The following is a 17773-nucleotide window of genomic DNA, read 5'->3' on the forward strand; positions in this document are numbered from 1 at the left end:
CACCCGTCCGCCGCTCGACGCCCATTAACGCACCCGAAGGATTGTTAGTGTCGTTTCCGCTCGACTTGCATGTGTTAGGCCTGCCGCCAGCGTTCAATCTGAGCCATGATCAAACTCTTCAATTTAAAGTTTTGATTACCTAAATTAATAGGTGTGACTCAACGAATACTGACTTCAAAACTAATATTCATGTAAACATGAACATGTAATTCTAAAGCTATTACCATTCCAACAGAATAGTAATGAATTGACTGTGCCGAATAACTACAAGTAGTTAAACGTATTGGTCACTCAGTTCATTGAAATCAATTTGTTACCGAAGTAACTGTTACTACCTAAGTAATAACGTTTTGATATTCATCAACGAGTGCCCACACAGATTGATAGGTTTAAATTGTTAAAGAGCTTTGCTTGTCGAAACTTTCTTTTTACAAAGAAACCTTTGAAAGCGGACGTGAATTCTAGCGATTTAATCTTAAGTGTCAAACACTTTTCAAAATTAATTTCTTTCGAACTTTCCGTCTTTCTGATTACCGCTGAAGCCTTGTAGCGACTGCCGTGTCAGTGAGGCGGCATTATAGAGATCATCGAAAACATGGCAACCCCTTTTTTGATAAAAATTCAAAAAAATTGCTTAAGCGTCTACTTTTACGTCAAAACCCTCTTTCATAGGCCAAAGCTCATACAATCAAGAGCATATGACTTAGAATTTCGCGACTAGATCTTTCGAGAATGTCTCTATATCCAGTTCTATACTCCACTTTTCACTCAGCTCCACTATGTTATCTAGAGATTTCTGAACCGTTTTTATCGTCAATGTATTGTTATCTAGGTCGTATACCTGTTTTTGCGTAGTGTAATAGAAGTAAAGGATAGTTAATGCTTCTCGATCGCCTTGCTCAGCTTTTGGTTGAATACGCTTAAGCTTACGATAGATTTGATTGTGAATTTGTTTCAGGTTCCACACATAAAGCGCTTCTTTAAAGTAATCATGCCCTTTCACACGGCTCGCAATAAACGCATTCAAGGCGACTGATAAAATCACCCCGAGTACATTCAAATGGAAATTACCCGTCGATTCCCCAGTAACGGAGCCAGCTGAACCAAAAAGTTCAATCAGAACGCTACCGAATACAATGGCAAACAAGGCGAGTGACCCAACCAATGAAACCAACAGTAGGTTCATCTTCTTTCTATATTCTTCTTTATTAATCTTCTGTAACTTCATCGACTACTTCCTTATGTAAGTCACCTAATAATTTGCGCATACTATCTATGTAAACCTTGGTTAGCTTCAACCTTTACCATCTTGTAATGTGGTCACTCTCTATTTAATACGTAGAGTTCTTGTGGTCAGTACTATACATAACTCCATTTGACTTCATTAATAGAAAAGAGTTACATACCGCCATAATTTTTAGTTATTCATCAATTCATGTTGATTAAGCCTATTTCGCTTTATCACATACTGACAAGGTACATCCCATGCGTTCATTTGTATTACGCGCTCGCGCAGCCCCTACAGAGAGCAAACTTATCTTAGAAGGTGTTGGGCAAGACGCTCATACTGAGATTCTGGCTCATACTCTGATGAACACGATCTTCGTTGCTCAATCACACCGTGAGAATGTCACCGTGCACCTTGTATTAGAAAGTACTAAAGACTTTTCACGTACGATCACTTTCGATTCAAATGAGATCACTAACATTGGTGGCTTTCATGAATCGGCATTGTTATCAGCGGTAGTAAGAGCGGTTGATGCTTCTCAAGGCATGATAAAAGAACAGACACGTCAGGTTGAACCGGGCATCACTGTTCGTACTATGAGTTTTGAAAAGTTGGTTAAAGAACTGGCTGAAGACCACCAGCTGTACATGATGGATAAGAAAGGCGACTTTATCCGTGACGCAGAGATTGCGGAAAACCCATGTTTCCTTCTAACTGACCATATCCCTATGCCGAAGAAAAGCTACAACAGCTTGAAGCGTTTAGGGACAGAGAAAATCAGCTTAGGTCCAAACATGCTGTTTGCTTCTCAGTGTGTTGTGTTGATCAATAATGAGCTGGATATTCGCGGTTTCTAGCCCGATCAGACACAGCCATAATTAGCAAAGCCCGGTTACTCGCCGGGCTTTTGATTTTTGGGTTACCGATATTTGATTTGCTCAACTTATTGCAAACTGGACCTGTCACATCAAGTCTCGCATTAACGTTTCATACTGCTCTGATACCAACACCACCAAATGATTGAGCTCTTTTGCATCTTCCTCTGCCAATAAAAGTTGCCAATCCGTCTGTTGACCACTTTCATCTCGCCCAAGCACTTTGATGTTCCCTTGTTCAGTCTCAAACGATAAATGACTAAAATCCGTATCGTGGTGTTCATGAGACTCTAAAATTTCAAACTCTAGATTCCCTGTTGGCTTTACCTGAACGTGTGCATGAAAATGCTGCTGATTCCGTAACTCATACTCCCTGTGTATTGCGAACATACTTCCTCCTATCAACCTTAATCTAAGCTCGAAAGCGATCTGTTATAAATTATCTGCTCTTTAGGTTGTAACCCTTAGACAGCACGTATCTATACAAAGTGTAGGCATTAGATTTTAGCGCTAGGGCAAAATCAGCCCGCTCTTTGATACTAGACAAAATAACGATGAGTATTGTGACACTTAGATTGATATTTCTTGACGGTAGTAACCCATCTCAACATCTCAAAAAAACCACAAAGCACGCAATTTATAAAACTTGCGCTTCGTTCCATTTCTGGCTCCTGTTGGTCTGACCTTTACCAATTAATAGAGATTCAGCTCCAAGCTTATGATTCTACAGTTATACTTCCGATAATCTCGGTGAATTAATTTAAGGGAATATATGTCAATTTTTACCGTATTCTTCTGTGGAACAGGATCAAACTCAGAAGACAACAATCATAAAAACTATGTGTCAGGTGAGTTGATTTCTACGTTAGCGAAGAATACGACTGGCAGAGACATGATTGACTACATTCAAGTGGATGGAGTTGGCAGTGGGAATCAAAACGAATGGTTGAAGCAAGGCAAAGATGACACGTATTCCGGAGTTAAGGGAACGTTGCTAGGCAAAGGTATCGACAGCAACATGCGCCATGTGCTGAATATCTTGCGCGGGAGCCAACAAGATAAGAATGACTACATGAAGCGAGCCAAAGGCCTGCTCAGTGAATCTCGCCCAGAAAAGTCAGCTTGGCCTTTCGCAACCAACCAAAAATATCAGGATTGGTTGAAAGATTCACAAGCACTGGCAGCCGATCTAAAACAAGGTATCGCGGCGCGCCAACAGAACATAGCGATTGAACGCCAAACTAAGCCTATTAGCCAAGTTAACATCGTAGGTTGGAGTCGAGGTGGTGTGAGTTGCTTTGAATTGGCGAACCGAATGCTCAAAGATCCCAAGCTTAGCCATATTCCCGTCAACATCTTTGCATGTGACCCCGTTCCCGGCGGGATGAACGCGTTCAAGGATTACAAATTACTGGGTAAAAACGTCAAACAAATCGTGTGTGTATTTGCTGAGGACGAACGTTCATTAGCTTTCAAAGCGAGAATGCCCCGCTTATCCCCTTCAACTCAGTATTACACCACCTACATGCCCGGTCGACACGGCACTTTGGTAGGTAATGCCAATACCTCTGGCGGAAGCAAAGGTGCAGGACTGCTCACTGGCCCCGGCCTTGTCACACGAGACTTCATGGAAAAGGTATTAACAGGTTGGGGCACACAGCTTAAACCAGGCACGACATTGAACTTCTCTCGACAACGCATTATCGAACTGTACGAGCAAATGCGCAGTCATGAAGAGTATTTCAATAAAATGCACGGTATGACTTATACGGCTAAGAACCGACTACTATGGACAAGCAAAGATAGAATCGGTCAGCAGAGAGAGCGCCGTTATGGTATTCCGATGTATCGTTTTCAGTTTCCCGGTATAACCAACAACTATGGCGATGCGATTAATCGGCACCACTGCGATGTGTTAGCTACCAATGCTTTCGCTACACACGGTAATTCTGCCGCGCTACCAAAGCCAGTCTGATATTCCTATTTAATAAGCAGTTAAACAAAAAAAGAGCTCAACTAAGTGAGCACTTTTTTATTATCGTTCTCTTGGTATCGATGATGTTATCTCGGAATCAAACCTGATTAACCAAAGATGAAGCTGTATAGGAAGCCTGCACCCATCGCCATGCTTAGGATAACGAATAGGAACGCTGCAATCATTTGGTTCTTGAAGATTGATTTAAGCAGAATAACTTCCGTCAAACTTGCACCTGCACTACCAATAATCAATGCCATTACTGAACCCAACGCCATGCCTTTCTGTACTAGAGCAGCACTTAGTGGGATTACCGCTTCAGCACGAATGTACAATGGAATACCAATCACGGCTGCTACTGGAATTGCATACCACATACCTTCACCAGCGTACTGTGCAATTAGGTCTGTAGGAATGAAGCCGTAGATGAATGAACCAATCGCGATACCCATCATTAGGTAAGGGAAAACTTGTTTAAAGTCTTTCCAAGTTGAGAACCAAATTCTCACCCAACGGCTAGGTTCTTTCTTCTCTACGATTTCAGCTGTTGCGCTTCCATCCGCTGAACAGCATGAAACCGTTACTTGTGGCTCTTCTTTTTTAGAATCGCAGCAAGATGCCTCTTTCGCCATTACGGGTGCAGGTTCGCCACATGCACTTGTACCACATGAAGATTCTGCTTTAGCCGGTGCTGCTTTCTTAGGAGCAGAGTCACCACAGCTAGTGCCACAGCTTGAAGCTGAACCTGTTGATTCATACGCTTCAGGTTTTACGTAACGCTCAAAGCCAAGCTTCTCAAGTGCGTAACCAGCTACTACAGACACCGTCATTGCTACAAGGAAGTAGAACACCGCGACTTGCCAACCGAATGTAATCACAAACAAACCAATGATCACTGGGTTCAATAGTGGGCTACCGAATAGGAACACCATCATTGGACCGAAACCCGCTCTTGCACGCAGCAATCCTTTTAGGAAAGGAATGGTCGAACATGAACAGAAAGGTGTAATTGCACCCAATAGTGCAGCAACCACATACCCCTTACCATTACGTGAGCTCAGGATAGATTGAATCTTTTCTGGTGTAAGAAACTCTTGAAGAATCCCAACAATGTAGCTGATCGCTAAGAAAAGGATAATTAGCTCTACTGCTAAGAAAGCGAACATATCAAGTGCGTCTTTTAGCATTGTTAACATTTCATTGCTCATAATTAACTCCAAACTGGATTGAAGGTCGGGCTCTATGAGAAAAGTAACCAACCCTTAATTTCGAATATTCTCGAATTATAGAAATAAACAGCTCCAGATCAAGCTTTATTTCGGTGAAAATCGAAATGATTTTCGAAAGCACGGTTTTTCAATGACTTATACAGACACCGTTTTTAAATTTGAATTCGACATACATTTCGACTAATATCGAAATTAAATCTTGAGGAGTTAATATGAACTTAGAAGTCGTTGCGAAAGCACTTAAAGAGTTGGGGCACCCTATTCGCCTAACCATTTATAAGAGTGTCGTTAAAGCTGGCTACCAAGGCATTGCAGTTGGCGGCCTACAAGAAGAACTAGGCATTCCCGGTTCTACCTTGTCTCACCACATATCAAGCTTGGCATCTGCGGGCCTAATCAGCCAAAGACGAGAAGGAAGAACTCTATTCTGCGTGGCGGAGTATGAGTGCCTAGAAGGTGTGATTGATTTCTTACAAGACGAGTGTTGCGTAAATGAACAGTGCAACTAATGCACCTTTGAACGGGGCACCTTTGAATAAGGCACCTTTGAAGCTCGAACAAGTCTGGGCCGAATATCAGCAAGCATTAAAGTCATTCCTGCATTCAAAGGTCAACAATTCAGCGGATGTAGACGACTTGCTCCAAGATATCTTGATTAAGACCTATCAGAACTTAGATAAGGTACAAGATGCGAGCAGTGTTAAGGCTTGGCTGTTCCAATTAGCCAATCACACGATCATCGACTTCTACCGTAAACACGCTCGCCAGCAACGTGACAGCCAGATTGATGCCGAAGATCTGTGGTTTACCGATTTAGACCACGATTCAGAATTCAAACAGAAGCTCTCATTGTGTATCGAACCCTTTATTCAGGCATTGCCAGAACAAAGTTCATCGCTACTGCTTGCCGTCGACATCAAAGGTCAAAGCCAAAAAGAGATCGCAGAAGCGCAGAATGTCAGTTACTCAACGGTTAAATCTCGCGTGCAAAAAAGCCGTGCTGATCTTAAGAATCTGTTCGAACAGTGTTGTAACTTGTCCCTTGATCAACAAGGCAATGTGATTGATTGCGAGCTTAAGCCGAACGCCAGCTGCGGCAAGTGTTAATCGTTACATCGAATCCGTTATTTCAATAGAACAAAGCCAGCAATTGATGCTGGCTTTGTTGTTTTCATAATCTGCAAATCACTCTTTGCTTGAGCGAATCTAGTGCTTTAGCGAACCGAACTATGCTGCTTCCGCTTTTACCACAGGTTGATAGCGCCCCGGTTTATGATTCATTGCTAGAATCAAGTTGGTGACTATCGCACCAAGCACAGACAGAAGAACCAATGACACATCAACAATGAACAGAGAAAGCACAACAATCGTGCAGTCTAATGCCATCTGAACTTTACCTGCTCGAATTCCAAAACGTTCTTGTAAGAACAACGCCAAAATGTTGAAGCCACCTAAGCTCATCTTGTGACGGAAAATCACCAGCATGCCAGTACCAATCAAGCCACCACCAAGTAAAGCTGCATACAATGCATGAATTTCGGCAATTTGAATCACGTGATACAAGTGATCCACGGCGAACGAAACAATCGAAACCGCGATAAACGTATTGATGGTGAAGCGCCAGCCCATACGAGCAACCGACAAAATATAGAAAGGTAAGTTAAGTGCGAAGAACACTTGGCCAAAGCTTAGATCTGTTACTTTGGTAATGAAGATCGCTAGACCAGCCGTGCCTCCGGTGAGCAAACCGACTTGGTTGAAAAAGATAACGCCGAGTGAAACAAGTGCGCTACCTAAGATCAGTGCCAGTAAGTTTTCGCGAAGGTTATGATCTTTATCCATGTGAATGACTCTCCCTGAATCTTTTAACATCGCGTTTCAGTAGTCTTGAAACGATTTATGCCCAAATTTACGATGTTTGACAGATAAGTCGAGTGAACGAGCAATGTTGCTTAGTGATTAGTTTGTATATTAGTTTTTACAGCTTTGTGAAACCTTAAATTAAACAGCTAGTTATAAACCTGAATTTAGACTTTCATTCTTAATTAGATACTTATTTCTATTAACCAACGAACTTCAAGTTTTTTCATTTATTGAACACGTTTTGTCCCAATTCCAATCAAGCGACAAACTATGCATAAAACGCATAGACTACATCACAAATGGTCATTTGATACATAACCTACTCATCACTATGATGCGCGACTTCTTACAACATTGAGCGCATGTCAACACCGTATGTTTTCACAATCTCTTTTTGCCCAATTGGCCAGAATGACGCTATTTCTCGTCATTAGTTTGGTTATTGTGCATCACAGTCAGCCATTGATTGATCTCTTGGCTCAGCATGCCGTGAGCAGTGGCTGCCACCAGCAGTCAGCGCATGAGCATTCTGGGCACGAACATCACCATGAGATGACTGACCAACACATGTCAACGCAAGACCACTCACATCATCACCATTAATTTAAGAGTATTAGAATGAGCATTTTCCGTTTTCCTTTACTGGTATGGCTTGGGATAGGCACACTTATTATCAGTCTAGGGATCAGACAATCATTCGGCATTTTCATGATGCCAATTTCAGAACATTTCGGTACAGGTCGCGAGTTTTTCAGCTTTGCGATTGCGCTACAAAACCTATTGTTCGGCGTCTTCCAACCTTTTGTTGGTATGGCAGCTGACAAATGGGGAGCAAGACGCATCATTATCGCTGGTGCATGTGCTTACGGTTTGGGTTTACTTCTTACCTCCATTTCTACCGAATCGAGTATGCTTTACGTTTCATTGGGTGCACTCGTTGGCCTTGGCTTAAGTGCGACAAGTTATGTGATCGTACTTGGCGCAGTGGCGAAAGTTGTACCAGCAGAACACGCGGCTAAAGCGTTTGGCTTAACCACGGCTGCAGGTTCATTTGGTATGTTCGCGGTAATTCCGGGTGCACAATACATGCTGAACGAGTTTGATTGGCAGAGTGCGATGCAAGTCTTTGGCGTACTTTGTTGTTTGATGATCTCTTTTGCGCTGTTCATGCGAGCGCCAAAAGCAGCCTCAAACAAACAAGTGCAAGCCGAAGAGAACCAAACACTGAAAGAAGCGCTATCAGAAGCGTTTGCGAACAAAAGTTACTGGTTGATTCACGCAGGCTTCTTCGTATGTGGTTTCCACGTAATGTTTATCGCAACGCACTTACCAAGTTACTTAGCAGACAAAGACTTACCGGCGAGCAGCGCTGCGATGGCACTGGCTTATGTTGGCATCTTCAACATCTTCGGGTCTTACTTTTGGGGTGTGATGGGCGACAAGTTCAGCAAGCGTCACGTTATGTCTGCACTGTACTTAGTACGTACTGTGGTTATCGGTGCATTTGTCACTCTTCCTGTGACTGAATCAACTGCGGCTATCTTCGGCGCGGCAATTGGCTTCTGTTGGTTGGGTACAGTTCCGCTTACTTCTGGCTTAGTTCGTCAGATCTTCGGCGCCCGTTACCTATCAACTTTGTACGGTTTGGTGTTCTTTACTCACCAAGTGGGTAGCTTCTTAGGTGCTTGGGTTGGCGGTCGTATTTACGATTACTACGGTTCTTACGAGCCAATCTGGTGGTCAACGGTGGTATTGGCATTTGCAGCAGCACTTATCCATTTACCAATCAATGACAAGCCGATTGAGCGATTGAAATTGGCAATGGCTTAACGTTTTATGCTGACTCCCCCACTAGCGTAAACAACAAGTCGTTCCAATAAAGCGAGTGAGTATTGAAAGGAAGCATCCTGAGATACTCACTCGCTTTTTTGTTGGTCGTTATAGTCTAGCGAAACTGGCATAAACCTCACTGAATAATAAGACTATTTTTTTCGTTTTAATTTATAGTATCCACTCGTTCCTTTAAAACTAATCCGCAGGCTTATGGAATACATAGATCAGACTGTCCTTATCGCAATGGCACTCATTTTTGTCGGCTCGTTTGTGCAAACCGCAATCGGCTTTGGGTTGGCCATTGTTGCAGCCCCACTGCTGTTTTTGGTCTCTCCAGATTATGTACCTGCACCTATCTGTTTAATTGGTCTGTTTATCTCGCTATTCAATGCTTTTAAACATCGAGCGAATATATCTATTGGCGGATTAAAAATCGCATTGCTGGGCCGTATCCCAGGTTCGCTGGCTGGCGGAGCCTTGTTGGTAATGGTTTCAACAAGCGTACTGTCACTATGGTTGGGCTTATTGGTAGTATTCGCCGTGATTGTTAGCCTACTGCCATTTAGACTTGAACCAACCCCAACTAAGATGGGTATCGCGGGATTCTTCTCAGGCTTCTTCGGTACCAGCTCTGGTATTGGTGGGCCGCCAATGGCACTGCTACTTCAACACCAAGATGCCAATCAACTTCGTGGTAACCTATCTGCGTTTTTTGTGTTTAGTTCTATCATTTCATTACTGGTACAGATCCCAATTGGCTTCTTCACGATGCACCATTTGATCATCACAATCCCGCTACTTCCTGCCGCTTGGTTGGGTTACAAGGTAGCGTTATTGACGACGCAAAGCATTCCTAAAGAGAAGATACGTATCGGCTCTTTGTTACTATGTTCTATCAGCGGCTTCACTGCTATTTGGCAAGGCTTAGCTGGCTAGCTAGAAGCAGAAACATCGATAAAACAACAAACACACAGATCCACCACCAAACTATGAAAGGGCGTTCTATGACATACGACGAGTTCAATGCATTCTGTGAATCACAAGCAGCCACCAGCTACGTGATGCAGTGGAATAACTCTCACGTTTGGAAAGTGGGAGGCAAGGTGTTTGCGATTGGAGGTTGGGGACCAAACGACGAGCCTGCATTTATCTTCAAGGCATCTGATCAGAATTTCGATTTTCTCAAAGAAGAACCAGGCTATAAACCCGCGCCCTACTTTGCTTCACGTGGCATGAAATGGATTCAGCTTTTTGAGAGCACACCAGAAAGGGATGACGAGTTGAGATACTACCTCACGGAGTCTCACCGAATCGTCTCTTTGGGACTAACCAAAAAGAAACAAGCAGAACTCGGGCTCAATCAATAGCCAGAGATTCCGCTTGCTAAACGAAAGCCAAATTGCTTTGGGGGAACTAACTTGCTATTAAGAACTAAGTTGCTTTTAAGAACGAAGCTCTTCTTAAATGTTTAATCCGTTCTGAGGAACTTAGGCAATAACGGTTCTATTTTTTGCGTTGGCACCAGTGGCACTAATAGGTAGATTAAGCCTGCAAAAGCGATAGATGCCGCTAAGTCTTCAGGACGATGCATACCAAGCCAAACGCGGCTATACGCTACACCACCAGCCCAAGCTAACATGCCACCTACAAGGTAAAAACGCTTCGCTTCTAAGAACAACCCACCAAAGAATGCCAAGCAAACACCCACGAAAATCATGTGTCCAGACGGGAATGAATAGTCTGTTTCGCCAAGCCAATGACGTGTTCGCCATTCACTGACCTTATCTTCTACTGACTCAATGGCCACGTTCTTTTCTTCTAGTGGCAGTTCATAAAACAGCTCCGGCATATCAACCACTTCTTGGGTAACTAAGTACTCAGTATATGGGCGTGGACTCTCCGTTGATGATTTAAGGAATGTCTTTGCTGCAAAGCTTAACACCAATAAAATACCAAGCTGCAAACAAAGGCTCACTAGCTTTGCTTTTGAGAACTTTAATGTCAGCACCAACAAAGAGAGAATCGCGAGTGTGATTAGGAACCCTTGATTACCCGCTGAATAAGTCACGAATGTCATCACAGCACCATAGAAAGGCAATACAGCACTTCCAAGGTCGAAGTGAGATCCAAAGATCAAAAAGGGAACGAGAGAATACAAGCTTAAAACGAGCAGTAATAAGCCTTTGGATTTGTTAGAGAACAGAGAAGTCATGGCTAAGATCTTTTGGATAAAGTGGTCGGATGCTATCGTAGCTTAGCATCGTCAATATCAATTTTATGTAAAAATGGTCAGTAAGACGTCATGACGTAACATTATTCGGCTATTGGAGATTATTGCCATTGATTCGGTGAACAATGATTTGATCATCAATAACCTTTGCCATCCACTTATACGTATACCGACAGTAAAACCGACCAAAGACCAGCTGTGCCTTACTAAACACAACGGTATTGTGTTCTGCCGATAAAGTGAACACTTACCGGATTATAAGGCCAGAATCTGAAAAACTTTGCTGTCAGTCCTTTAAATCCACTATCGAAAGGATTACCATCTGGTCTGCTTTCAAAGCAAAACAAATTATTAATTTTTATTCTCAGGGCGGGGCGAAATTCCCCACCGGCGGTATGTCCTTAGCAAAATCTAAAGATAAGCCCGCGAGCGCTCGATTCGTCGAGGTCAGCAGATCTGGTGAGATGCCAGAGCCGACGGTCATAGTCCGGATGAGAGAGAATGAAAACACACTCGTTTAAGTTGGAAAGGCGTACCTATTTATTGGGTTCATGCCTCCAACTTAGGCGGGTGCATTTCGTTTTGGATAAAACCATAATGAGCTAAGGCCAACTTGTAATGAGTCGGCTTTGTTGTGCTCGGTTGAGATCCCTCATACAGCCCTGATTCTGGTGATATTTTAGGAGTTTAACCATGAATCAGTCTTCACTACTTGCCGAATTTGGCGAACCAATCACTCGCGTTGAAAACGCACTGCAAGCCCTACGCGAAGGTCGTGGCGTACTTTTACTCGATGATGAAGATCGCGAGAACGAAGGCGACATCATCTACTCAGTAGAACACCTAACTAATGCTCAAATGGCACTTATGATCCGCGAATGCAGCGGTATTGTGTGTCTGTGTCTCACAGACGAGCAAGCGAACCAACTTGAACTTCCACCTATGGTTGTTGATAACAACAGCGCAAACCAAACTGCGTTTACCGTAACCATCGAAGCAAAAGTGGGCGTTACAACAGGTGTTTCTGCCGCTGACCGTGTAACAACGATCAAGACAGCTGCAAACCCAACAGCTAAGCCTACTGACCTAGCTCGCCCTGGCCACGTATTCCCACTGCGTGCTCGTAAAGGTGGTGTACTTGCTCGCCGCGGCCACACAGAAGGTACTGTGGATCTGATGCAAATGGCAGGACTTCAATCGGCAGGTGTACTGTGTGAAGTAACCAACCCAGACGGCACAATGGCAAAAGCGCCAGAGATCGTTGCTTTCGGTAAACTGCACAACATGCCAGTATTGACCATTGAAGATATGGTGATGTACCGCAACGAGTTCGACCTTAAGCTTGCATAACGTTTAGCCCTCAATGCTAAACACTTAGTCGTTAAGTCAACTACACTGTGACGTGAACATTGAAAGGCCTCACTCTTACTGCTTTTAGAGTTAAAGCATATAAGGGTGAGGCCTTTTTAATTTCCGTAGCTTGAAACGAGCCTGAAATGGATCGCCAAAGTGTCTCTACTTACCGAAACCTCCCCCAACCTATCGTTAGAAAAGCGCCACCTCTCAAAAAATCCTGCAAATTATGAGAAACATTCACTCGAATGGTGAAGTCATGCACCATGATTGATCATCCATAATTTGAGAAAAATCATAAATCAATGAAATATAACACTTATTTATTTTGGCACGGTGTCTGCACTACCACTAAGTAGGTATACAAATATTAGGAGTTGAATATGTTTGTAGTTATTTCAGTGGGTTTATCCCTATTAGTACTTGCAGCTCTGTTTCATTTCTCAAGGAAGAGACAAACAGCGCTATCACACAGGTTTGAAACCTTAGTTCTGCTTAGAGAATTATTGTTGTTATCACGCAAACACCGCGCAGCAACGCATTACGCTCTGGCGTATAAATTGTCTAGCGACTCGATTCGTAAAGTGAACGAGATTTACGACAACATACTTGAGGTATCTGAGCTGCTTCAATCCCATGTGTCGTTTGACAGCCGCCCTATGTATCGCATCTATCACCTTAAACTTATCGCTATGCACAGCGACTGGCAAAACCGTAGCTTGGTGCGTAACCAATCGATTCATGGCAAAACAATTCGCCATAGCATGTTCTTGATGGATGAAGTAATGATCATCTGGCTAATTAAGTCTGAGCGTGAAGACATGAGCCGTGAGTACCACATGAATTGGCAACAGATCTTAGATTGCATGGAGATCCTGACCAAATTACGAATGTCTATCCCTGGAATAGAGAAGGCGGATATGGAGAAGCCTGAGGACTATTTGAGATTCAAATTCTACGCCTCTCAGACACACAGAAAACTCAACCAGTTATCGATTATCTGCCCTCTTAGTAGTGGGTCACCGGTTTGTACGCGAGCGATGCATGCACTCTCAGAGATCGCATCAAGTAACGAAGCGACCCAACCGGCAGATAGCATGTACGAATTAACCAGTGACATCTCTAGTGTCGTGTCGCAAGTTTACGACCAAGTATTATCCGACATTACGAGAAGCCTGTATCAGCCTTTACCAGACATCAACGAAAAGGTGATAAATACCCGATTATCTGTACACCATTACATGTAAAGACTTCGTGAGAGGAGAGCGTGCTGGAACTCTGAATTATTGAGTTCAAATCCGATATCACCATTGATATCGGATTTTTGTATTTATGGGCTTTTAAATTTCTATCGCTATGTATCATTGCCTATGAAGTTTCAAACATCACCGGACTTGATATCGCTAGCCCAAGCTTGTGCCGCAAAATCAATGAACTGACGAACAACTGGAAGCTGATAACTGCGAGACAGATACACTGCCCACAGAACGCTGCTGGGCGAAACAAACTCATCCAATATTCGTATCAGTTTTCCATTCGCAATCAGTGGGTTGGCTAAATCACAAGGTAAACGAACCACCCCTTTTCCATGCTGTGCAGCGCGAGTTAGCACTCCAACATCGTTAGCCTTGATGGTGCCAGACACCTCAACTGAATAGTGTTGATTGTCCTTAACAAAATCCCACTTAGAAACATTCAAGTGACGAAAACAATTGTGTTGTCGAAGCGCCTCGACCGTTTCAGGTTCACCATGTTTGTCCAAGTAGGCTTGCGAGGTACACACCACTGAATCAATGACCATTAGCTTTCGTGCAATCAAGCTATCATCAGGTTGATCAGTGTAGCGAAGTGCAATATCGATCCTCTCATCCACCAGCTGAGTAAAGCGGTCTGAGGCAAACAGTTCGACCGTGATATTAGGGTGGCGCTCGGTGAACTGCTCGACCACATCCAACAACATATGCTGAGTTAACCCGATGGGGGCTGCAATTCGAATGGTTCCAGAAAGATCATCGGTTTGATTGAGTGACGTAATTTCTAACTCAGCGGTCTCATGGAGGATTTTCTCACAGCGCTGCAGAGCGATTTCCCCTGCCGCCGTCAAGCTCACCTTTCGAGTCGTCCTATGTAATAGCCTCTGCTTCAGCCACCCTTCTATCTCTTGAACATGACGTGAAACCTGCAACCGACTCATGTCCAAATGCTCAGCTGCTTGGGTGAAGCTGGCACAATTCGCAACTTCGACAAAGCTACGCATTGCCGTCAACCTATCCATCACACTCTCCTTGAACTATTTCGCAGCTAATCGAATCTTATTAGATCACTATATAGATACAATCTACATCATTTTGCGATATTTATCGCAACCTAGTGAGCTATTAGACTGCAATGGCTGTCGAGAAAACGACTCAATAAATTAGATAATTGGAGAGACATTATGAAAATTGCAGTATTAGGTGCATCAGGTTGGATTGGTAGTCACATCGCTCAAGAAGCTCAATCTCGTGGTCACGAGGTCGTTGCTGTTGTAAGAGATGCAAGCCGCGTGGAAACCAAAGGCATTGAAGTTCGTTCATTTGATTTACAAGATGAAGCCGCAAGTCTAGCAAACGCACTATCCGGCGTTGATGCAGTCATTACTTCGATTGGCGGACGTGCTCTGGGCAATCACGACATCGTAAAAAACACTGCGACTAAATTGCTGGCAACGTTACCGAGCATCGGTATCGATCGCCTACTTTGGGTTGGCGGAGCAGGCTCATTAGAAGTAGCGCCAAACGTACCGCTAGTGACTGTTCCTGACTTCCCTGCGGATTACAAAAACGAAGCACTAGCACAAGGCGAAGCTCTTGAAGTGTTCAAGCAATCGAGCAGCGAAGTTAATTGGACGTTCGTTAGCCCTGCAGCAGAAATATTCCCTGGCGAGAAACTATCGACCTACCGTACAGGTGGCGACCAACTGCTCACCGACGAAGATGGCAACAGCAAAATTTCAGTCAGCGACTATGCTATCGCGATGATTGATGAGCTCGAATCTGGCAAGTTCCCGCGCCAACGTATTGGTGTCGCTTACTAGTCATCTCATATATAAAAACTATAAAAGCCGCTTGTTCAAAACAATGCGGCTTTCTGATCTTCGTATTGAGCATTCCTTTAATCCAACGGTAGATGCCCTGTTTTCACTAAGATAACGGTCTCTTCTTCCACATAAGGGAAATGCTCGCTCATGTGAGGGCTGCGCATCCATGTGTGTTTCGGATACTCGCCGTGTTCATCTTTGAAAGTGCCCGACAATACAAAGATCTCTTCACCACCAAAGTGACGATGTGGCTGAAAGCGCTCGCCGACAGGCCACTTCACTAAAGCGACATGTTCGTGCTCAAACTCATGCAATGGCATGACTTGTAAGCCACCAATGCCCGGAAGCCACTCTGTTTCTAGTGTATTGATACGGACTTGAGTTAAGTCTCTCGCATCAAACTGATTTAGCTTAACCAAGATCGTGCAGCCGTCTTTACTCGATGGCGAGTGCGCACTACCCGGCGGATTACGGATATAAGTGCCCGCTGGGAAATCTCCGGTTTCATCGGAGAAGACACCCTCTAATACGAAGATCTCTTCGCCTTGCGGATGCGGGTGCTCAGAAAACGAAGATTCAGGATCGTACTTCACCACGCTAGTCGTGTGACCTGATTCTTTCTCTTCTCTTTCTAACGGCTTACGCCAAACCCCTTTAGCTGGGCTTGCGACCCAATCTAGTTTATCGGTTTCGATAACCAATCTCTTTGAAAAGTCCATGTTGAGCATAATGACGACCTTACTCTAAATATTGTTTTAATTATTATTGTCTTGCTAATGTCTATTCTACGCGAATAACGAGCGAGGGGGAGACTTCGCTGCTAGTTGCTAATTGCTAATTGCTAATTGCTAACAAAGCATCCCCCATATTAAAAACTCGGCTTGATTAATTGCGGCCCGCGATCACACCACCATCAACATCCCAGATTGCACCCGTTACCCAATCGGCACTGTCAGACAATAAGAAAGAGATGCTGTTTGCTATGTCTTTCGGTTGACCCACTCGACCAATTGGGTGAAAAGCATTGAAGCCTTCTAGCGCTTGGTCCACTTCTTCTGGCTTAATGAATGATTCGTAGATCGGCGTTTTAACGACGGCTGGAGACACCGCATTCACGCGAATGTTGTGGTCTGCAAGCTCCATCGCCATATGCTGTGTTAAAGCGTGTAGTCCTGCCTTTGCCATTGAATACGCAGAAGATGGCGTCGCTTTAATAGCTTGTTTCGCCCACATAGAGCCTACATTTACCACGTTTCCGCCACCGTTTTTGATCATCAACTTACTGACAGCTTGAGTGATGAAGAAAGTCGCTTTATTAAGCTGCATGTATTGCTCGTAATCCGACTCCTGATGCTCGATAAACGCTTTAGGGTTAAAGTAGCCAGCCGCATTAACAAGGTAACCAATACCCTCTTCAAGTGACTCTAAATGAGTAATAAGATTCGCAACACTCGCATCATCATAAAGATTAGCTTGCCAGCCAGTAGCGTGGCCCAGCGACTGAAGTTCTGATACCGCTTTATCTAACTTAGTCGGGTTATTGCCGACAACCAACACATGGATGTTTTGAGCGACCAACTGCTTCGCTGTTTCAAAGCCCATACCGCTTGTGCCACCGATTACGACTGCAATACCATTTTTAGTGAAGTTCATTTTGTTATCTCCTAAGTCATGTGAACGTGGTAATCTTAGGCTTTGAACTAACACTATGAATAGTAAGTACAAATCGGTTAGGTAGGTACTTATTGGTACATCTTTATGAAAAATCAGGAAAACTTTTTTTCAAGAAAATCAGCACCAGAGCGTTCAGCTCGGATGGTAGAGACCATCTACGGTTGTAAATGGTCGCTCACGGTTTACCAATTGCTGGCAAATGGCATCAACCGTCCCGGTGAAATGGTGCGTTCGGTCGAAGGGTTATCGACCAAGGTATTAAATGAGTGTTTGAAGCGAAATGTCGAGTTCGGGATTTTAGATAAGCAGATGTTCAACGAACTGCCACCAAGAGTCGAATACCAAGTGACACCCTTTGGTAAAAAGTTTTTACTGATTCTGGATCAGCTAGAAAGCCTACAAAACGAAATCGACGAGATGTAAGCTCAAGCCAG

20 protein-coding genes, 1 rRNA gene and 1 riboswitch are annotated in these 17773 nt (G+C 43.8%); of the genes, 11 read left to right on the forward strand and 10 right to left on the reverse strand.

The annotated features are described in order from the left end of the window. Nucleotides 1–125, reverse strand: a 16S ribosomal RNA gene (locus ATB74_RS20980); the annotation flags it as partial. A gap of 578 nt (nucleotides 126–703) precedes the next feature. Next, nucleotides 704–1228, reverse strand: a complete 525-nt coding sequence (locus ATB74_RS20985) for a DUF3087 family protein (RefSeq protein WP_017103550.1) — start codon at nucleotides 1226–1228, stop codon at nucleotides 704–706. A 257-nt stretch (nucleotides 1229–1485) separates the two neighbouring features. Here ATB74_RS20985 and trmY point away from each other — a divergent pair, with 257 nt between their 5' ends. Further along, the gene (gene trmY, locus ATB74_RS20990; protein ID WP_061019621.1) at nucleotides 1486–2085 is read left to right on the forward strand and encodes a tRNA (pseudouridine(54)-N(1))-methyltransferase TrmY; all 600 of its coding nucleotides are present in this window, start codon (nucleotides 1486–1488) and stop codon (nucleotides 2083–2085) included. Nucleotides 2086–2190: 105 nt separating this feature from the next. On the opposite strand, the gene ATB74_RS20995 is transcribed toward trmY, so the two are convergent. After that, complete coding sequence (locus ATB74_RS20995) at nucleotides 2191–2493, reverse strand: hypothetical protein (protein ID WP_061019622.1); 303 nt, start codon at nucleotides 2491–2493, stop codon at nucleotides 2191–2193. 382 nt (nucleotides 2494–2875) lie between these two features. Between ATB74_RS20995 and ATB74_RS21000 the strand changes: the two genes are divergently transcribed. Further along, nucleotides 2876–4078 (forward strand): hypothetical protein, encoded by a 1203-nt coding sequence (locus tag ATB74_RS21000; RefSeq protein ID WP_061019623.1) that lies wholly within the window; start codon nucleotides 2876–2878, stop codon nucleotides 4076–4078. Between the two features lie 107 nt (nucleotides 4079–4185). Here ATB74_RS21000 and ATB74_RS21005 read toward each other — a convergent pair whose 3' ends face one another. Continuing rightward, nucleotides 4186–5286: a permease gene (locus ATB74_RS21005; protein ID WP_061019624.1), complete on the reverse strand. Its 1101-nt coding sequence runs from the start codon at nucleotides 5284–5286 to the stop codon at nucleotides 4186–4188. A gap of 233 nt (nucleotides 5287–5519) precedes the next feature. Between ATB74_RS21005 and ATB74_RS21010 the strand changes: the two genes are divergently transcribed. Together ATB74_RS21010 and sigZ are read left to right on the forward strand one after the other, a co-directional pair. Then, the gene (locus ATB74_RS21010; RefSeq protein WP_004733042.1) at nucleotides 5520–5816 is read left to right on the forward strand and encodes an ArsR/SmtB family transcription factor; all 297 of its coding nucleotides are present in this window, start codon (nucleotides 5520–5522) and stop codon (nucleotides 5814–5816) included. Next, nucleotides 5800–6414, forward strand: coding sequence for an RNA polymerase sigma factor SigZ (gene sigZ, locus ATB74_RS21015; RefSeq protein WP_061019625.1), 615 nt, complete (start codon nucleotides 5800–5802; stop codon nucleotides 6412–6414). The genes ATB74_RS21010 and sigZ overlap by 17 nt, the downstream gene beginning before the upstream one ends. Before the next feature lie 120 nt (nucleotides 6415–6534). On the opposite strand, the gene ATB74_RS21020 is transcribed toward sigZ, so the two are convergent. Together ATB74_RS21020 and ATB74_RS24535 are read right to left on the reverse strand one after the other, a co-directional pair. Beyond that, a complete protein-coding gene (locus ATB74_RS21020) occupies nucleotides 6535–7149 on the reverse strand; it encodes a YitT family protein (RefSeq protein WP_017065874.1) in 615 nt (204 codons plus the stop codon). Between the two features lie 460 nt (nucleotides 7150–7609). After that, the gene (locus tag ATB74_RS24535) at nucleotides 7610–7759 is read right to left on the reverse strand and encodes a hypothetical protein (RefSeq protein ID WP_179946933.1); all 150 of its coding nucleotides are present in this window, start codon (nucleotides 7757–7759) and stop codon (nucleotides 7610–7612) included. A gap of 29 nt (nucleotides 7760–7788) precedes the next feature. On the opposite strand from ATB74_RS24535, the gene ATB74_RS21025 reads away from it, so the two are divergent. The 3 genes from ATB74_RS21025 (at nucleotide 7789) to ATB74_RS21035 (ending at nucleotide 10370) form a co-directional block, all read left to right on the forward strand. Continuing rightward, nucleotides 7789–9000, forward strand: a complete 1212-nt coding sequence (locus ATB74_RS21025; protein WP_061019626.1) for an MFS transporter — start codon at nucleotides 7789–7791, stop codon at nucleotides 8998–9000. Nucleotides 9001–9213: 213 nt separating this feature from the next. After that, on the forward strand, nucleotides 9214–9939 hold the full coding sequence (locus ATB74_RS21030; RefSeq protein WP_179946934.1) for a sulfite exporter TauE/SafE family protein: 726 nt from the start codon (nucleotides 9214–9216) through the stop codon (nucleotides 9937–9939). 68 nt (nucleotides 9940–10007) lie between these two features. Then, the gene (locus tag ATB74_RS21035; protein WP_061019628.1) at nucleotides 10008–10370 is read left to right on the forward strand and encodes an MmcQ/YjbR family DNA-binding protein; all 363 of its coding nucleotides are present in this window, start codon (nucleotides 10008–10010) and stop codon (nucleotides 10368–10370) included. Nucleotides 10371–10471: 101 nt separating this feature from the next. Here the strand turns inward: ATB74_RS21035 and ATB74_RS21040 are convergent, their stop codons facing one another. Next, nucleotides 10472–11215, reverse strand: coding sequence for a phosphatase PAP2 family protein (locus ATB74_RS21040; RefSeq protein ID WP_061019629.1), 744 nt, complete (start codon nucleotides 11213–11215; stop codon nucleotides 10472–10474). A 374-nt stretch (nucleotides 11216–11589) separates the two neighbouring features. After that, a riboswitch (FMN riboswitch) is annotated at nucleotides 11590–11740 on the forward strand. A gap of 186 nt (nucleotides 11741–11926) precedes the next feature. Here ATB74_RS21040 and ribB point away from each other — a divergent pair. Both ribB and ATB74_RS21050 read left to right on the forward strand, forming a co-directional pair. Then, on the forward strand, nucleotides 11927–12583 hold the full coding sequence (gene ribB / locus ATB74_RS21045; RefSeq protein WP_008216559.1) for a 3,4-dihydroxy-2-butanone-4-phosphate synthase: 657 nt from the start codon (nucleotides 11927–11929) through the stop codon (nucleotides 12581–12583). Between the two features lie 386 nt (nucleotides 12584–12969). Then, nucleotides 12970–13833: a hypothetical protein gene (locus tag ATB74_RS21050; RefSeq protein WP_061019630.1), complete on the forward strand. Its 864-nt coding sequence runs from the start codon at nucleotides 12970–12972 to the stop codon at nucleotides 13831–13833. A 131-nt stretch (nucleotides 13834–13964) separates the two neighbouring features. On the opposite strand, the gene ATB74_RS21055 is transcribed toward ATB74_RS21050, so the two are convergent. Beyond that, complete coding sequence (locus tag ATB74_RS21055; protein WP_061019631.1) at nucleotides 13965–14861, reverse strand: LysR family transcriptional regulator; 897 nt, start codon at nucleotides 14859–14861, stop codon at nucleotides 13965–13967. Between the two features lie 162 nt (nucleotides 14862–15023). On the opposite strand from ATB74_RS21055, the gene ATB74_RS21060 reads away from it, so the two are divergent. Further along, nucleotides 15024–15662 carry an NAD(P)-dependent oxidoreductase gene (locus ATB74_RS21060; protein WP_061019632.1) on the forward strand — a complete coding sequence of 213 codons (639 nt, stop codon included), beginning with the start codon at nucleotides 15024–15026 and terminating at the stop codon, nucleotides 15660–15662. Between the two features lie 77 nt (nucleotides 15663–15739). Here the strand turns inward: ATB74_RS21060 and ATB74_RS21065 are convergent, their stop codons facing one another. Both ATB74_RS21065 and ATB74_RS21070 read right to left on the reverse strand, forming a co-directional pair. Beyond that, on the reverse strand, nucleotides 15740–16393 hold the full coding sequence (locus tag ATB74_RS21065) for a cupin domain-containing protein (RefSeq protein WP_061019633.1): 654 nt from the start codon (nucleotides 16391–16393) through the stop codon (nucleotides 15740–15742). Nucleotides 16394–16550: 157 nt separating this feature from the next. Then, a complete protein-coding gene (locus ATB74_RS21070) occupies nucleotides 16551–17318 on the reverse strand; it encodes an SDR family NAD(P)-dependent oxidoreductase (protein WP_008216568.1) in 768 nt (255 codons plus the stop codon). A 105-nt stretch (nucleotides 17319–17423) separates the two neighbouring features. Between ATB74_RS21070 and ATB74_RS21075 the strand changes: the two genes are divergently transcribed. Next, nucleotides 17424–17762 (forward strand): winged helix-turn-helix transcriptional regulator, encoded by a 339-nt coding sequence (locus ATB74_RS21075; RefSeq protein ID WP_061019634.1) that lies wholly within the window; start codon nucleotides 17424–17426, stop codon nucleotides 17760–17762. The last annotated feature ends 11 nt before the right edge of the window (nucleotides 17763–17773 follow it).

Origin of the sequence: Vibrio splendidus (assembly GCF_001557875.1) — a bacterium.
Taxonomy (GTDB): Bacteria; Pseudomonadota; Gammaproteobacteria; order Enterobacterales; family Vibrionaceae; genus Vibrio; species Vibrio splendidus_F.

Excerpts from the sequence above, each read along its gene's own strand:
- ATB74_RS21075 (WP_061019634.1), top strand. The coding sequence starts at position 17,424 with ATGAAAAATCAGGAAAACTTTTTTTCAAGAAAATCAGCACCAGAGCGT.
- ATB74_RS21000 (WP_061019623.1), top strand. The coding sequence starts at position 2,876 with ATGTCAATTTTTACCGTATTCTTCTGTGGAACAGGATCAAACTCAGAA.
- ATB74_RS21010 (WP_004733042.1), top strand. The coding sequence starts at position 5,520 with ATGAACTTAGAAGTCGTTGCGAAAGCACTTAAAGAGTTGGGGCACCCT.
- ATB74_RS20995 (WP_061019622.1), bottom strand. The coding sequence starts at position 2,493 with ATGTTCGCAATACACAGGGAGTATGAGTTACGGAATCAGCAGCATTTT.
- ATB74_RS21065 (WP_061019633.1), bottom strand. The coding sequence starts at position 16,393 with ATGCTCAACATGGACTTTTCAAAGAGATTGGTTATCGAAACCGATAAA.
- ribB (WP_008216559.1), top strand. The coding sequence starts at position 11,927 with ATGAATCAGTCTTCACTACTTGCCGAATTTGGCGAACCAATCACTCGC.
- ATB74_RS21025 (WP_061019626.1), top strand. The coding sequence starts at position 7,789 with ATGAGCATTTTCCGTTTTCCTTTACTGGTATGGCTTGGGATAGGCACA.
- ATB74_RS21035 (WP_061019628.1), top strand. The coding sequence starts at position 10,008 with ATGACATACGACGAGTTCAATGCATTCTGTGAATCACAAGCAGCCACC.
- ATB74_RS21055 (WP_061019631.1), bottom strand. The coding sequence starts at position 14,861 with ATGGATAGGTTGACGGCAATGCGTAGCTTTGTCGAAGTTGCGAATTGT.
- ATB74_RS21030 (WP_179946934.1), top strand. The coding sequence starts at position 9,214 with ATGGAATACATAGATCAGACTGTCCTTATCGCAATGGCACTCATTTTT.
- ATB74_RS21050 (WP_061019630.1), top strand. The coding sequence starts at position 12,970 with ATGTTTGTAGTTATTTCAGTGGGTTTATCCCTATTAGTACTTGCAGCT.
- trmY (WP_061019621.1), top strand. The coding sequence starts at position 1,486 with ATGCGTTCATTTGTATTACGCGCTCGCGCAGCCCCTACAGAGAGCAAA.
- ATB74_RS21060 (WP_061019632.1), top strand. The coding sequence starts at position 15,024 with ATGAAAATTGCAGTATTAGGTGCATCAGGTTGGATTGGTAGTCACATC.
- ATB74_RS21070 (WP_008216568.1), bottom strand. The coding sequence starts at position 17,318 with ATGAACTTCACTAAAAATGGTATTGCAGTCGTAATCGGTGGCACAAGC.
- ATB74_RS21005 (WP_061019624.1), bottom strand. The coding sequence starts at position 5,286 with ATGAGCAATGAAATGTTAACAATGCTAAAAGACGCACTTGATATGTTC.
- ATB74_RS21020 (WP_017065874.1), bottom strand. The coding sequence starts at position 7,149 with ATGGATAAAGATCATAACCTTCGCGAAAACTTACTGGCACTGATCTTA.
- ATB74_RS20985 (WP_017103550.1), bottom strand. The coding sequence starts at position 1,228 with ATGAAGTTACAGAAGATTAATAAAGAAGAATATAGAAAGAAGATGAAC.
- sigZ (WP_061019625.1), top strand. The coding sequence starts at position 5,800 with ATGAACAGTGCAACTAATGCACCTTTGAACGGGGCACCTTTGAATAAG.
- ATB74_RS21040 (WP_061019629.1), bottom strand. The coding sequence starts at position 11,215 with ATGACTTCTCTGTTCTCTAACAAATCCAAAGGCTTATTACTGCTCGTT.